This is a genomic window from Exiguobacterium sp. s123, assembly GCF_018617075.1.
Lineage (GTDB): Bacteria > Bacillota > Bacilli > Exiguobacteriales > Exiguobacteriaceae > Exiguobacterium > Exiguobacterium profundum.
Genome location: NZ_JACSJL010000007.1, coordinates 14,567 through 29,919, shown reverse-complemented (window position 1 = coordinate 29,919; position 15,353 = coordinate 14,567). Strand labels below are relative to the sequence as shown.

Below are 15,353 nucleotides of genomic sequence, written 5' to 3'. Positions count from 1 at the left end.
AACGAAAAGGAGCGATTTTTCATGTCAATGATTACAGAAATTTACGCACGCGAGATTTTAGATTCACGCGGTAACCCATCAGTAGAAGTAGAAGTCTTCACAGAAGACGGCGGTTTCGGCCGTGCCCTCGTCCCATCAGGCGCATCAACAGGTGAGCACGAAGCAGTTGAGCTTCGCGATGGCGACAAGTCACGTTACCTCGGTAAAGGTGTCTTGAAAGCAGTTGCGAACGTGAATGACACGATTGCACCAGAACTCATCGGCTACGATGTATTCGACCAAAACGCAATCGATGCGAAAATGATCGAACTCGACGGTACACCAAACAAAGCAAAACTTGGTGCAAACGCAATCCTCGGTGTATCGATGGCAGCAGCTCACGCAGCAGCAGATGAGCTTGGTCTTCCACTTTACACTTACCTCGGTGGATTCAACGCGAAGACACTTCCAACACCAATGATGAACATCATCAACGGTGGTTCGCACGCGGACAACAACGTGGACTTCCAAGAGTTCATGATCATGCCTGTCGGCGCGCCTACATTCCGTGAAGCGCTCCGTATGGGTGCTGAAGTATTCCACGCCCTCAAATCAGTTCTTTCTGGTATGGGTCTTAACACAGCTGTCGGTGACGAAGGTGGTTTCGCACCAAACTTGAAGTCTAACGAAGAAGCGATCACAGTTATCCTTGAAGCGATCGAAAAAGCTGGTTACAAACCAGGTGAAGACGTCTACCTCGCAATGGACGTTGCATCTTCTGAGTTCTACGACAAATCAACTGGTAAATACGAACTCGCTGGCGAAGGCAAGTCACTCACAACTGCTGAGCTTGTAGACTTCTACGCTGAGCTCGTTGACAAGTACCCAATCCTCTCAATCGAAGATGGTTGTGACGAAAACGACTGGGATGGCCACAAGCTTCTCACAGACAAAATCGGACACAAAGTTCAACTCGTTGGGGATGACCTCTTCGTAACGAACACATCTAAACTTGCTGAAGGTATCGAAAAAGGAATCGCAAACTCGATCCTCATCAAAGTTAACCAAATCGGTACGCTCACAGAAACATTCGACGCGATCGAAATGGCTAAAAAAGCTGGTTACACAGCAGTCGTCTCTCACCGTTCTGGTGAAACAGAAGACGCGACAATCGCAGACATCGCTGTTGCGACAAACGCTGGACAAATCAAAACTGGTTCACTTTCACGTACAGACCGTATCGCGAAATACAACCAACTTCTCCGCATCGAAGACATGCTCGGCGATGTAGCGAAATACGACGGCATCAAGTCGTTCTACAACCTTAAAAAATAATTGATTGATTGTTTCAGGCTCGCCAATCGGCGGGCCTGTTTTTTTATAGGTGTTTTTCAACCCGTCCTGGCGGCACCGATGCTTTCTGCAGGCAATCCACGAAGCCTCCTCGCGCTTACGCGCTTGCGGGGTCTCCGCGAGATTGCTTTCCTGCAAGAGTCACGGTGCCGCTTGGACGGCTACGATCGCTATTTGTCGGACCTTTTCGTCGTCGACACCCTGTGTTGCTGTATACTGAACGTGACTGATAAAGGGTAGGGGGAGATTGGATGGATCAATCGAATGAACAAGAAAAAAGGTTGAGCGGTGGGAACGTGTCAACTGTCTATAAAAAGGGGAATTACGTCTATCGCACTCAAAAGGAAGGCAGCGAGCGTATTCATCGATGGTTACGTCACTTGGAGGCAAAGCAACTTTCCGGAGTGCCGCGTTTTATTAGAATCGATGATCGAGGAAGAGAAGTGTTAACTTACTTGGAAGGAGAAACCGCAGACTATCCCTTGAAGTCTTACATGTGGTCCGATGAGGCGATTCAGGATGTTGCACGACTAATGAGACGTATACATGATGCGTCGACAGATTTTGAGTGGTCGTCAGATTGGTCACCGATTGACAACACACCACAACCGTTAGAGGTCATCTGCCATAACGACTTCGCTGTCTACAATACAATCTTTCATGAAGGAAAAGTGGCAGGAATCATCGATTTCGACTTGGGTGCACCGGGACCGCGGGCTTGGGATATCGTCTATGCCCTTTATACGTTCGTTCCGCTCAGTCGTCGCCATCAAGCTGAAACAGGGGAAGTCGTCTATTATGATGCCGATCGAGACGATGCGATCTATAACAAGCGGGTATCGTTGTTTCTCGAAGCCTATGGTTGGGAGCAAGCGGAGGTCGACTTGTTCGATATGTTACAACAACGGATTGAAGCGCTCTGTCTCTTGATGAAACGAAAAGCTACGAAAGGAGACGTCGCCTTCCAAAAGATGATTGACGAAGGGCATTACGATCATTACCAAGAGGAACTTCGGTTTATTCGAACGCATGGACAGAAGTGGTTCTGAAACAATCTGAAGCGGGAATATAGAAAATGAAACATGAATGGGGAGGCGATTTTCGTGATGATGCTCGGATTTCTTTTCTTGGTATTGCTCATTGGATTCGGCATATGGTACTATCTCAAATCGCACCGGAATGACGATTGGTCATGACAACATTGTCATGACCTCTCATTTGTGTCAGTTTGCACAAAATTTGGGTATACTCTCTACATAACGAGTAAAGGAGCCCATGCTTATGACACGAGTACGTAAAGCCATCATCCCAGCCGCCGGTCTCGGCACCCGCTTCCTTCCTGCCACGAAAGCCATGCCAAAAGAAATGTTGCCGATTGTCAACAAGCCGACCATCCAGTTCATCGTCGAGGAAGCCGTCGCTTCAGGCATCGAGGACATCATCATCGTCACGGGGAAGAACAAACGGGCGATTGAAGACCATTTCGACCGTGCGCTCGAACTGGAACAGAACCTCGAATCGAAAGGGAAGACGCGCTTGCTCGAATCGGTCCGACATTCCTCGAATTTGGCGAACATTCACTACATACGCCAACAGGAGCCAAAAGGTCTCGGTCATGCGATTTGGTGCGCCCGGAAGTTTATCGGAGACGAGCCATTCGCCGTCTTGCTCGGGGACGATATCATCGAATCCGATGTGCCGGCGACGAAGCAGTTGATCGACCAATATGAGGCCCACGATCGTTCGATCATCGGGGTGCAGCGTGTCCCGTATGAAATGACGAACCGATATGGTATAATTGACCCGCTTGCCGTCGAAGGGAAGCTCATCCCGGTGCGGACGTTCGTGGAGAAACCGCCCATCGATGAGGCCCCGTCGAACTTCGCCATCCTCGGTCGCTATATCTTGAAACCGGACGTCTTTGAGGCGTTGGCGGGACAAGAGGCGGGAGCCGGGGGCGAGATTCAATTGACGGATGCGATCGCACGCTTGAATGAGGCGCAGACGGTCTTCGCCTACGAATTTGACGGTCGACGTTACGACGTCGGAGAGCCGATTGGGTTCGTCGAGACGACGATTTGCCACGCGCTCAGCGATCCTGATTTAAAAGATGACGTCCATGCCCTATTGAAACGGCTCGTGGACGAACTTGATCAACAGTAAGGTGTGTTATTTTTGAAAACAATGCTTATGGTGTGTCAAAACTATTATCCGGAGATCGGCAGTGCCGGCAACCGGATGCAAAACATTACGCATTTGATGAAGCAGCGCGGGTATGAAGTCGAGGTCATCACGGCCGCCCCTTCGTATCCGAGCTTTGATATGTATCAGGACGACCGCTTCTGGAACGACCGGGAGTTAAACGACCAACCGTTCATCAAGCGACTCATCACGAAGAAACGGAAACATACGTCTAACATGGCCAGTCGTCTTTTCCTATTCCTCGAACAGATGGTCAAAGGAATCCGGGAAGTCCGTAAGCTCGAATTGAAGCCAGACGTCGTCTTTGCGACGACCCCTTCTTTTTTTATGGCGTTTGTCGGTGCTTATGCGAAACGAAAGTATCGTGTCCCGTTCATCTTGGACGTCCGTGACCTTTGGCCAGAATCGGTGAAAGGTGTCGGCGTCTTCAAGTACGATTGGGTGCTCACGCCGGCTTTTTGGATGGAGAAACGACTGTATCGTGTCGCCGATGAAGTCATCATCAACTCGGAAGGGTTCCGCAGCTATCTTCGTCAGCGCGGTGTGCCGAACGAGAAGATTCACTACATGCCGAACTCGATCCGGGAAGCGGAGCGAACGCTCGAGCGGACGATCCCACCGGACGACCGGATGGAAATCTTATACGCCGGGAACATGGGTCTTGCCCAAGATGTGTCGTTGTTACTCGAACTCGCCGAGCGATTCCGGGACGAGCCACGGGTCCACTTCAAATTGATCGGCTACGGCTATCGGAAAGAAGAGTTGAAACAGACGATCAAAGACCGTGGCTTCCAAAACTTCTTGTTCCTCGAGGCGATGCCACGGACAGAGGCGTTTCAGGCAATTAAAAATGCGGACGTCGCATTCGTCAGTCTGATCGAGCAAGAAGTGTTTGATACGGTCATCCCTGGGAAACTCATCGACTATATGGCGGTCGGCAAACCGATTGTCGCAGCAGTGTCAGGCCATGCGGCGAATGTCATTGAAGCGGCGGAAGTCGGCTACGTGTCACGGAAGCGTGACATCGATGAGATCGAGCGGATCCTACGGAAGCTCCTCGACCGACCGGATTTACGGGAGGCACTCGGGGCGAACGGGATTCGTTACGTCAAAGAGAATTTATGTTGGGAAGAGAATATCGACGTGTTAGATCAAGTCGTACAACAGTTAGTGATGGAGGAAACACGATGAAGTCAGTATGTATGTTTGTATGGAACCATTTTACGAATGATGCGCGCGTCCTTCGTGAGTGCTCGGCACTCGCCGAGGCAGGCTATGAAGTCGATTTGATCGCGCTTCAAGATCCGAAAAATAAAGAGCTTCCAAAAGAAGAGATGCGTCCGGAAGGCTTCCGCGTCATCCGCGTGAAGCGTCAACCTTCGATTCTCGTCAACGCGCTCAAGTTCGCGAAGAAGACGTATCAATGGGTGAGCGAGAAACGGACCCGCCAAATCGGTGCGGGACTCGTCGGTGCCGGGTTGTTCTTACTTGCGCCGTTCACGATGCTCGCGCTCGGAGCGGCCATCGGGACGGTCTTGTTGCCGCAAGTGCGTAAGCAAATCGTCAACGCGAGTGCGATGCTCGAGATGGTGTTCGCTTCGACGAAAAAATCGTATGACTTTTACCATGCGAACGATTTGAACACGCTCCCGCAGGCACTCCTCGCTGGAAAAGTGTTCAACAAAGGTCGGATCGTCTACGACTCGCACGAGGTACAGACGGACCGTACGGGTTACGGCTATATTCAAAGTAACCTCGAGGGCTGGCTCTTGCCGTTCGTCGATACGATGATGGTCGAGAACCATACGCGTGCAGCACACAACGAAGAGTTGTACGGATTCTATCCGTACGTGCTCCACAACTATCCGTTCTACCGTCCGCTCGACTTCTCGCTCCGTAAGGACTTGCATGCACTCCTCGATTTGCCGAAAGACGAGAAGATCCTCTTGTATCAAGGGGGCATTCAAGCGGGACGCGGTCTCGAACAGCTCGTGCTCGCGGCGAAAGACTTCAAAGAAGGCACGCTCGTCATGATAGGGGACGGGAAGCTTAAACCGACGATTCAACAGTTAATCGAGACGGAAGGGGTCGGCGACCGCGTCAAGATGATTGACAAAGTACCGGTCGAAGCGTTACCTTACTATACGATGAACGCCTACTTAGGCTTCCAAGTATTGAACAACGTTTGCTTCAACCACTACTCGGCCTCATCGAATAAATTGTTCGAGTATTTGATGGCCGAAGTACCGGTCGTCTCATGTGACTTCCCTGAAATCGAACGGGTCGTTGCGGGGAACGATGTCGGGGTGCTCGTCGATTCGCACGATCCACAATCGATCGCGGACGGCGTCAACCGGATGATTGAAGACCAAGCACTCTATGCGCGTGTCAAAGAGAACACGAAGACCGCGCGTGAGAAATATAACTGGGATTTGGAAAAAGAGGCACTCTTGAACGTCTACGCGAACGCCGCGGAGCGCAAGTTGCCGATTATGAAAGACGGTGCGCCAAAGCCAGTACAATCTTAAGACTGCGGCTTTTGCCGCGGTCTTTTTTCTATGGAGGGAGGACATTTATGAAACGTCAACAACAACATCTATTGCGCCAACAAGTATGGCGCAAGCTACAAACCATCTCGGTGAAGGACATCGCCTGGATTATCGCAGGCTCCTTCATTCTTTCGTTCGGGGTTAACTACTTCACCGTACCGAACGACTTCTCGGAAGGTGGCCTGCTCGGGGTCACGATCATCCTGTACTACGTATTCGGCTGGGACCTCGGGCTCACGTCGATCATCGGGAACGGGATTCTCTTTATCGTCGGCTATAAGCTGCTCGACCGTCGGACAATGGTCTATTCGGTCATCGCCGTCATCGCGACGTCATTCTTCCTCAGTCTGACACATGACTGGGGCAGCCCTGCCGAGGACAAACTGCTTGCGGCTGTCTATGCCGGAATCATGATCGGGGTCGGGATCGGCATGGTGCTCCGTGTCGGCGGGACGACCGGCGGGGGTGTGATCATCGCCCGTCTCATGGAGCGCTATCTCCACTTGAGTGTCGCCGTCTCGATGTTCATCATCGATGCGATCGTCGTCGCGACATCTGGCTTCTTCTTAGGGGAACAAGTCGTTCTCTATACGCTCATCGCGATCATCATCGGTTCATGGGTCATCGACCTCGTCGCGGAAGGTCTCAACATCCGTAAAGCCGTCACGATCATCAGCGATAAGCAAGAAGAGCTCGCCGTCGTCTTAACGGAGACGCTCGGACGCTCGGCGACGATTATCCATGGACACGGTTACTATACGAAGCAGGATAAGAACATGTTGTATATGATCGTCGACAAACGTCAGATCGCACCACTCAAAAAAATCGTCCAAGTAACGGACGACCGTGCCTTCGTCGTCATCCACCAGGTGAAGGAAGTCATCGGCGAAGGGTTCAGCTACCCGTCCCGATAATTTGAATGCTGGTGTTTTATTGATAACTTCTATATAATAAAAGGCGTGTAAATAGAAGGAGGAACTGACTACTATGCAAACGATCGCTACAATCAGCCTACTTGTCGTGGCTGTCTTATTGATTGTCGTCGTACTGCTCATGTCAGGTCGGTCGCAAGGTCTTGGAGCGATTGCAGGTGGCGCGGAGCAGTTGTTCGGACGCCAGAAAGCACGCGGCTTCGATGCTGTTTTGAACCGAACTGCAGCTGTACTAGGCACTTTGTTTTTCATTTTAGGATTACTAGTCGCATCATTATGATGATAAGGCTGATCGTTCTCGATTTTCACGTGAGGCGGTCAGCTTTTGTTTTTTCGATTTATTTTTTGGGAATAATGTAGATACAAGGAGATGACAGATAAAATGAAAGTGACAGCACCAAAACCGTTCTTCTTCGAGGGCGGAAAACGTGCCGTGTTGATGTTACATGGCTTCACTGGATCGAGCGCGGATGTCCGCATGCTCGGTCGCTTCCTTCAAAAAGAAGGATACACATGTATGGGACCGATCTATCGTGGTCATGCCGTCCCACCGGAAGAATTACTCCAATATGGACCGAAAGACTGGTGGGAAGACGTCTTGAACGCTTACCAGACGCTCGTCGACAAAGGCCATGAGGAGATTGTCGTCTGCGGACTCTCGCTAGGCGGCGTGATGTCGCTCCGTCTCGCCGAGGAGAAAGACGTCAAGGCGGTCATCCCGATGTGCGCGCCGACGGGAATCGATGCCGAGGACCGCTTGTATAAAGGAGTCCAGGCATATGCTCGAGAATATAAGGGTAGAGAAGAAAAGTCGCCGGAACAGATCGAGCAGGAGATGGCAGAGTTCAAACCAATGCCAACATTGAAAGACCTCCGTGCCTTCGTCCGCGACACGGCGTCGAAGCTCGAGGACATCTTCGTCCCGACACTCGTCGTCCAAGGCGCCAAAGACAACATGATCGACCCGGAATCGGCGAATCAAATTTACGAGGCGGTCAACACGTTCCAAAAAGAGTTGCTCATCTATGAGAACTCGGGACACGTGATCACGCTCGACAAAGAAAAAGAGAAACTGCACCAGGACGTGCTCGATTTTCTCGAAACGTTAGACTGGTCAGTCTAAGAAGGAGGTGTCACGTTGAATTTACGTGACCAATTACTAGAGATCTTACAGGCGAGCGAGAAACCGCTCTCTGTCAATCAACTGACCGAGCGACTACAGCTCGCGTCGACGGATGACTTTAAAGAGCTCATCCGCACATTGAATGCCCTCGAAGAAGAGGGCGCCATCGGCCGGACGCGGACGAACCGTTACGGGACGCTCGCCACGCTCGGACAAGTTGCGGGAATCATCTCGATTCACCAGCGCGGCTTCGGCTTCTTGTCGGTCGAAGGGGAAGCGGAAGACGTGTTCTTGCCGCCCGACCAACTGAAGGACGTCTACCATGGCGATACGATCCTCGTCAAAAAACGCGAGGACAACCGTGGCAAGACGGAAGGGATTTTATTGAAAGTATTGAAGCGCGGACTCTCCGAATTCGTCGGGACGTATACGCTCCCGAGCGGTCGACTCGACCAGTTCGCCTTCATCGAGCCGGATGACAAACGCATCAATTTCTGGCCGGTCGTCAACCCGGACAAGTCACTCGGTGCCGTCGACGGACATAAAGTCGTCGTGCGCATCACGAAGTATCCGGACGGACGCTTCGCAGGTGCCTGTGACGTCGTCCGCATCATCGGGCATAAGAACGACCCAGGCGTCGACATCTTGTCGATCGTCTATAAGCACGGCATTCCGACAGAGTTCCCGGAGGACGTGATCGCTCAGGCGAACGCCGTACCGGACGAGGCGGACGAGAAAGACTTCATCGGTCGCGTCGACCTTCGTGACGAGACGATCTTCACGATTGACGGCGAAGATGCGAAAGACTTGGACGATGCCGTCCACGTCAAGAAACTCGATAACGGCAACTACGAGCTCGGTGTCCATATCGCCGACGTCTCGCATTACGTGAAAGAGGGCTCACCGCTCGACGTTGAGGCGCTCGAGCGCGGGACGAGTGTGTATCTCGTCGACCGTGTCATTCCGATGTTGCCGCACCGACTCTCGAACGGGATCTGTTCCCTCAACCCGCACGTCAACCGCTTGACGCTCAGCTGCGTCATGGAGATCTCCCCACAGAACGGGAAGGTCGTTCGCCATGATCTGTTTCCGAGTGTCATCAAGACGACGGAGAGAATGACGTATACGAACGTCCGTGAGATCATCGAACGTGATGACGAAGAGACGTTGAAAAAGTACGAACCGTTCATCGGTGAGTTCGACCTCATGGCCGAGCTTGCGGAAGTCCTTCGGAAACGCCGTAACTCGCGCGGTGCCATCAACTTCGATTTCGCCGAGGCGAAGGTCGTCGTCAACGAGGAAGGGAAGCCAGCGGATATCGTGCTTCGTCCACGTTCGGTCGCCGAGAAGTTGATCGAGGAGTTCATGCTCGCAGCCAACGAGACGGTTGCGGAACACTTCCACAAGATGGACGTGCCGTTCATCTATCGTGTCCACGACAATCCGAAACCGGACAAGCTCGACTTCTTCTTCGACTTTGTCGCAAACTTTGGCGTTCACATCGAACGCATCAAAGGGCAGACGGTCGAACCGAAGACGCTTCAAAAGATTTTGAAGGCGATCGACGGAGAACCGGAAGAGCCGGTCATCAGCACGATCATGCTTCGTTCGATGCAACAGGCGAAATATGACGACGTCTCGCTCGGTCACTTCGGACTCGCGACAGACTTCTATACGCACTTCACGTCACCGATTCGTCGTTATCCGGACTTGATTGTCCACCGTCTCATGCGCACGTACGTCTTCAACAACGATTTGTCGGAGAAGACAATTGCGAAGTACGAGGACCGTCTCGGGGCGATTGCCGAACAGGCATCGAAACGGGAACGTCGCTCGGTCGACGCAGAGCGCGAGACACAGGCGCTCAAGAAAGCCGAATACATGGAAGCCCATCTCGGTGAAGAGTTCGATGGTGTCGTCGCCGGCGTCACGAACTTCGGGATGTTCATCGAGCTTCCGAATACGATTGAAGGGCTTGTCCGTCTCCAGTCGATGGATGACTACTATCACTTCGATGAGTCACAGCTTATGCTTCTCGGGGAGCGGACGAAACGTCAGTTCCGGATTGGGGACGCCGTTCGTGTCAAAGTCGATGCCGTCAACTTAGACGAGCGGACGATCGACTTCACGGTCGTTGGTATGCCGAAACGGGAACAGTCAAGCCGTCGCCAACCGACGACGATCAAAGCGAAAGGCGGTCGTCCGAAGAAGGACGAGAAAGACCGTCGTGGCGGTCGCGGTCGGGACGACAAGAAGAAGCGCGGCAAACCAGGAAGACCTGGGAAGCCGGGCAAACCAGGTGAGAAACCGAAACGAGACGGGGAGAAGTCTTCCCAAGGCCGTTCGGCACTCGACCTGAAGAAGAAAGACAAGCACAAACGAAAAGGCGACGCCAAACGAGGTGCGAAGAAACGTCGCTGACGGGGAAGGGTTCGTCCCTTCCTCCGTATCTTGTAGATAAAGGACTGAATGTGTATGGCCAAGAAGAAAGATTCGAACGCACTCGCCCAAAACCGCAAGGCGTCCTTCGATTACGCGATCGAAGATACGATTGAGGCGGGCATGGTGCTCACAGGGACGGAGATCAAATCGGTCCGTCAATCGAAGATCAACATCGCGGATGCGTACGTCCGGTTCGATGGGGGCGAGGCGACGCTTCACAACTGTCATATCAGCCCGTTCGAACAGGGGAACCGCTTCAACCATGACCCACTCCGCGTCCGAAAGCTATTGTTGCATAAGAAGCAGATCAATCAGCTCATCGGAGCATCAGGGCGTGACGGCTACACGATTATCCCGCTCAAAGTGTATATCAAGAACGGGTTCGCCAAGTGCCTGCTCGGCGTCGGAAAAGGGAAGAAGAAGTACGACAAACGAGAGGACTTGAAGAAGAAAGACGCGAAGCGTGACGTCGACCGTGCGATGCGCGATCGGCAAAAATACTGACAACGGATCCTAATTGTGGTATATTAAATAGAGTACCAACTACCACCCCGGGGACGTTATGGATTCGACGGGGGTAGGTCGGTCGTATGTGGCGTGTCGAGGGGTCGGCCTCGTTAAAACGCAAACGCCTATAACTGGCAAAACTAACACACAACTCGCAGCAGCCTAAGTGCCCTGCGGATCCTGACATCCATCGCTTGTGTGGATGACTTTCAGGGTCTCAAACTAAGCAAGCTACGCTTCAACCTCGCCGTCTGAGGGCGCGAAGAAGAGATGAAACAGACTGGATGCGACAACGCCTGTTTATCGGCAGTGTCACATCGAGATTGAATAGATAAACTACACACGTAGAAGCATACGTTACGATGCCTTCGGACGCGGGTTCGACTCCCGCCGTCTCCATTTTGAAGCAGTCTGTAACGACTGCGATCAATGATTTTCATGAAGACCTTCTAATTTCATTGAGATTAGAGGGTCTTTGCTTTTGATTGAAGCCATGAAGAAAGGAAGGTGAAGCGCATGGGAAAATATCAATTAGATAAGAGAAGCAAAGTAGCTGCGGCGAAGTACCAAGACGGCAAAAAGCCGACTGTCTCGAACAAGAAAGAACGATTGAACCAGCTTCGTGAAGCGTATTTGCAGAAGCAAAAGAATAGGCAACAATCTGGTGAATAATTAGATAGCTGAACTGACTTGAAATTGTTCTTTTATAAGAACTGAATTGAAAGAAGAGGGCTATCCATGCGTGTGTTTTGCATGGATAGCCCTCTTCTTGTTTAAACAATTTACTAATCCTAGATATTGAAAAACCTGTTTATCGATAGTATTTGAGGTTTAATATGTAACCTACAAATGTAGAACCCTGTAATTCAATTATTTTTGAGAGCGGGGATGATTCTGGCTGTCTATATTTATAAAATATTTGCTAAACTAATTATTTTGATTTTTAATTAAATGAAATGTTGAAGAATAATTTTCTTATCCTTTAATTTCTTATAGAGGCACTACAAAAAAGGTGGAAAATGTGTATACTTTTTCAATTCTTTTATGGATGATGTATGTAAGGATAATTTATTGGAAGTAAATTTAAATTTGAGGAGGGATTTAGTGGGAATTCAAACAGTAAAATATGAAAATGTACGTAGTATAAAAAATTGCTATCTTACATTTTCAGAGCTAAATATTTTATTAGGGAGAAATGGGTCTGGAAAAACTAATTTGCAAAAATATTTGAATTACTTTTTTGAAAATCTTACAACAAACACTATTTTGACTGATATTTTTGATAAAGAGAACCCTTATAACGATTATGCAAAGATATCTGTTCAATATGATTTAAGTAATTTTATTCACTCGAGCGATTTAGAGCATGAAATTTTCAAGAAAATTTCATGTGAATTAGATGAAGGGAAGACTATTACACTCACTCTTACTCAGTTTAAAAACAACGAAATAATATGGAGTCATTCATATGAGATAAGAAAAATTATTAAATATTTATTTCCTATTTATTTTATAGATGTTAGAAATATAGATTTATTGGATTGGGAGAATATTTGGGATTTAATTGGTGATCTAGGGCAAAAACGAAGTTTACATGAAGATACAATCTCTTTCGAACTAAATACTTTATTGAAAAAAATTTATGGAGGAAAGTATATTGATAATTTATTACAACTTCAAAATGAATTAAAGGACTATGGATATGGAGTTATTCCATATAATAATAGTGATAAATTCAAACAGTTGTACAAGTTTATATTTGGTGGAGAAAATTTTAATTATAAAGATAATAGACTAGATTTTTATTCGAATGGTTCAAATTCATTTAATTATATCAGAATTTTTTATTTGGTCTTAAATTTGTTACATAAGGATAAATTCAAACATCCACTAGTAATTTTAGATGAACCAGAAATAGGATTACATCCTACTTTAATAGATGAATTAGTAAACTTCATAAGTTTGAATGAAGCTAGAGTACAGACATTGTTATCAACTCATTCATCTAGAGTTGTAAAAAATAGTATGTCTTTATCTAAGGTTAATATATTTCAATTAATACAACAAAAAAATTCAACTATTATAAAAAAAGTCAAAGCTTTTGAAGATTCTAGATTGAATAAAGTAATTACTGATAAGGAAGCAAGCTATTATTTTTCTAGTGGTATCTTGTTTGTCGAAGGTATAACTGAATACGAGTTGTTCACAAGTAGAGTTTTAAAAGAAATTTTCCCGGTGTTAAAGCGTATTGAGATATTCTCATACGACTCAAATAATACTACGCTGGATATTTCGCACCCACATAGAAGGAAAATGAATATTCCACATTTATTGCTATTAGATTCAGATAAAATTCTAAATTTTCGTGATTCAACTAGAAATTTTACTATTACCGGCGATATTTATAATCCTTTGAAAAATCAGAAAATTATCCAAGAAGAAATGTTTCACTATGGTTATAAAAGGAAACTTCGGATTGTTAGAAATAGGATTAATGGTATTTCGTCTAAGACCAAGTTTAATATTAACGAAAGTACTTTTACATTCGATGATGATCTTTATAGAACATTTAGAACTCTTGTGAAAAATTATTGTAAATACTACAATGTATATCCTGTCGAAACGACTATCGAAGGGGTATTAATTAATAAAGAAAATTATACTTTCTTTATTTCTTGGATTACTAGCGATTATTCTAGATATTCTCAAAAAGATAAACTAAAAGAACTTATCGAGAAAAGCGGAAGTGTGAGGTATAAAGTAAATATTCTAAGAACTATAGTGGAAGGGAAATTAGATACTTTAGTTCAATTAAACAGTGCACATATATCTAGTCTCCCCGATAATGCAATGAAAAATGGCTACATAGATGCTTTGAATTTGCAAAAAGTGAAAAAAGGATCAGGTTGGGTTGTTGAATTCATAGAATATGTTTACAACAATCTCAATGAAAAAGAAAAGGAAAAACAGTTTTCTCTTCTATTTCCAGAATTAACTGATATAATTAAAAAGTTAGAGTTTGTAATGGAGTAAGTAGCAATTTCCCTTTACGGGTACCTTGTCGAAAAAGTCACCTAGACTTGAAAACTCTAGGTGATATATTTAAAATCCAAGGAGTCAATGTCGCTATTTGCTCATCGATGTTTACGCAGCATTTGCTTTGCGCACAAGATTAATATTTTCAGAAGGTACTTACTCCATTCTTACAATTTATTCAGGGGGTAATAATATTAATATTTACGAAGAAAGTTATTTCTATAAAAAAATATTAGGTTATGAATCGATTTCCCTCCCGTTGTCTCTAACTAATAAACTTGATGCATATAATAGTTTTGAATTATCTATAAATAATAAAGTAAGAAATATTAATGCAATCAATTCAAAAAGTGATTTATTTGCATTTCAAAAGAATCTATTAAATAACTTTTTGATATATATCCCATTACCGAATTGTGTTTGTGGATTTGTTAAAGGGAAGAATTACTTAGATTTTTTAAAAGAACATTTGAAAAAAGATTTTTATTTAAGATTAGATATTAAGGATTTTTTTCCTTCTTTAAAAAGTGAAAACATAAAAGATGTATTGGACGAGTATATTATTATTTCTGATATTAATGAAAAGACCCATGTTCTTGATACTATAATTGATATAGTCACTTTAAATGGAAGCTTGCCGCAAGGTGCTGTAACTTCTCCACAAGTATCTAACGTTGTTTTCAGAAGGTTAGATATAAGGATTCGTAACTATTGTCGTAAATTTAATATTAGTTATACAAGATATGCTGATGACATGTTATTTTCTTCAAATGACAGTCGACTACATAAAGATTTTTTCGTGAAAATGATTTCAAAAATTTTAAAAGACAATTGTCTTGAACTCAATAGAAGTAAAATTAAAAAAACAAAAGAACAGATTGTACTTAACGGATATGTGGTATCAAATCGAATCTCCTTATCAAGAAATAAGCTTAAAAAAGTAAACACTTTAATATATGCCTATGAAAATCTTGATGGGAAAAAGAAAAAACCTAAAAACTTTAATGAGTATTTAAATCGAATTACTACTTTAGAAGACTTCTTTCCTAGCCTACCCTCTAATATTGAAGGAAGACGTAATGTCATCGTAAATTATTTAGCCGGATACAGATCATATTTATTATCTTTTGATAAAGATACGTATAGAGATATTTGTGTAACTTACCCAAATAAAATAAAAAAGATTGAATTTATTTTGAAAGAATTAATGTGAAAATTTTATGAAAGTGT

At 46.2% G+C, this 15,353-nt stretch carries 13 protein-coding genes and 1 other RNA gene; all 14 read left to right on the top strand.

What is annotated here, in order from left to right:
• The first annotated feature begins 21 nt into the window (after window positions 1–21).
• Window positions 22–1,314 carry a phosphopyruvate hydratase gene (gene eno / locus KNO72_RS12260; protein ID WP_012726908.1) on the top strand — a complete coding sequence of 431 codons (1,293 nt, stop codon included), beginning with the start codon at window positions 22–24 and terminating at the stop codon, window positions 1,312–1,314.
• A 269-nt stretch (window positions 1,315–1,583) separates the two neighbouring features.
• On the top strand, window positions 1,584–2,381 hold the full coding sequence (locus KNO72_RS12255; protein ID WP_214758320.1) for an aminoglycoside phosphotransferase family protein: 798 nt from the start codon (window positions 1,584–1,586) through the stop codon (window positions 2,379–2,381).
• Window positions 2,382–2,613: 232 nt separating this feature from the next.
• On the top strand, window positions 2,614–3,495 hold the full coding sequence (galU, locus tag KNO72_RS12250) for a UTP--glucose-1-phosphate uridylyltransferase GalU (RefSeq protein ID WP_078147301.1): 882 nt from the start codon (window positions 2,614–2,616) through the stop codon (window positions 3,493–3,495).
• A 21-nt stretch (window positions 3,496–3,516) separates the two neighbouring features.
• The gene (locus KNO72_RS12245) at window positions 3,517–4,725 is read left to right on the top strand and encodes a glycosyltransferase family 4 protein (RefSeq protein WP_251028349.1); all 1,209 of its coding nucleotides are present in this window, start codon (window positions 3,517–3,519) and stop codon (window positions 4,723–4,725) included.
• On the top strand, window positions 4,722–6,062 hold the full coding sequence (locus KNO72_RS12240) for a glycosyltransferase (protein WP_047795089.1): 1,341 nt from the start codon (window positions 4,722–4,724) through the stop codon (window positions 6,060–6,062). Before KNO72_RS12245 ends, KNO72_RS12240 begins: the two co-directional genes overlap by 4 nt.
• A gap of 47 nt (window positions 6,063–6,109) precedes the next feature.
• Window positions 6,110–6,997: a YitT family protein gene (locus tag KNO72_RS12235; protein WP_012726903.1), complete on the top strand. Its 888-nt coding sequence runs from the start codon at window positions 6,110–6,112 to the stop codon at window positions 6,995–6,997.
• A gap of 73 nt (window positions 6,998–7,070) precedes the next feature.
• Window positions 7,071–7,295, top strand: coding sequence for a preprotein translocase subunit SecG (gene secG / locus KNO72_RS12230; RefSeq protein ID WP_012726902.1), 225 nt, complete (start codon window positions 7,071–7,073; stop codon window positions 7,293–7,295).
• A 102-nt stretch (window positions 7,296–7,397) separates the two neighbouring features.
• Window positions 7,398–8,138 carry an alpha/beta hydrolase gene (locus KNO72_RS12225; RefSeq protein WP_214758316.1) on the top strand — a complete coding sequence of 247 codons (741 nt, stop codon included), beginning with the start codon at window positions 7,398–7,400 and terminating at the stop codon, window positions 8,136–8,138.
• Between the two features lie 15 nt (window positions 8,139–8,153).
• Window positions 8,154–10,559: a ribonuclease R gene (rnr, locus tag KNO72_RS12220; protein ID WP_214758314.1), complete on the top strand. Its 2,406-nt coding sequence runs from the start codon at window positions 8,154–8,156 to the stop codon at window positions 10,557–10,559.
• A 54-nt stretch (window positions 10,560–10,613) separates the two neighbouring features.
• Window positions 10,614–11,084, top strand: a complete 471-nt coding sequence (gene smpB, locus KNO72_RS12215; protein ID WP_012726899.1) for an SsrA-binding protein SmpB — start codon at window positions 10,614–10,616, stop codon at window positions 11,082–11,084.
• Window positions 11,085–11,133: 49 nt separating this feature from the next.
• Window positions 11,134–11,489, top strand: a transfer-messenger RNA (tmRNA) gene (ssrA, locus tag KNO72_RS12210).
• 114 nt (window positions 11,490–11,603) lie between these two features.
• The gene (locus tag KNO72_RS12205; RefSeq protein ID WP_214758312.1) at window positions 11,604–11,759 is read left to right on the top strand and encodes an alcohol dehydrogenase; all 156 of its coding nucleotides are present in this window, start codon (window positions 11,604–11,606) and stop codon (window positions 11,757–11,759) included.
• A 432-nt stretch (window positions 11,760–12,191) separates the two neighbouring features.
• Entirely contained in the window at window positions 12,192–14,120 is a 1,929-nt protein-coding gene (locus KNO72_RS12200; protein WP_214758310.1) for a retron Eco8 family effector endonuclease, read from the top strand.
• Window positions 14,121–14,217: 97 nt separating this feature from the next.
• Entirely contained in the window at window positions 14,218–15,336 is a 1,119-nt protein-coding gene (locus KNO72_RS12195; protein WP_214758308.1) for a reverse transcriptase family protein, read from the top strand.
• The last annotated feature ends 17 nt before the right edge of the window (window positions 15,337–15,353 follow it).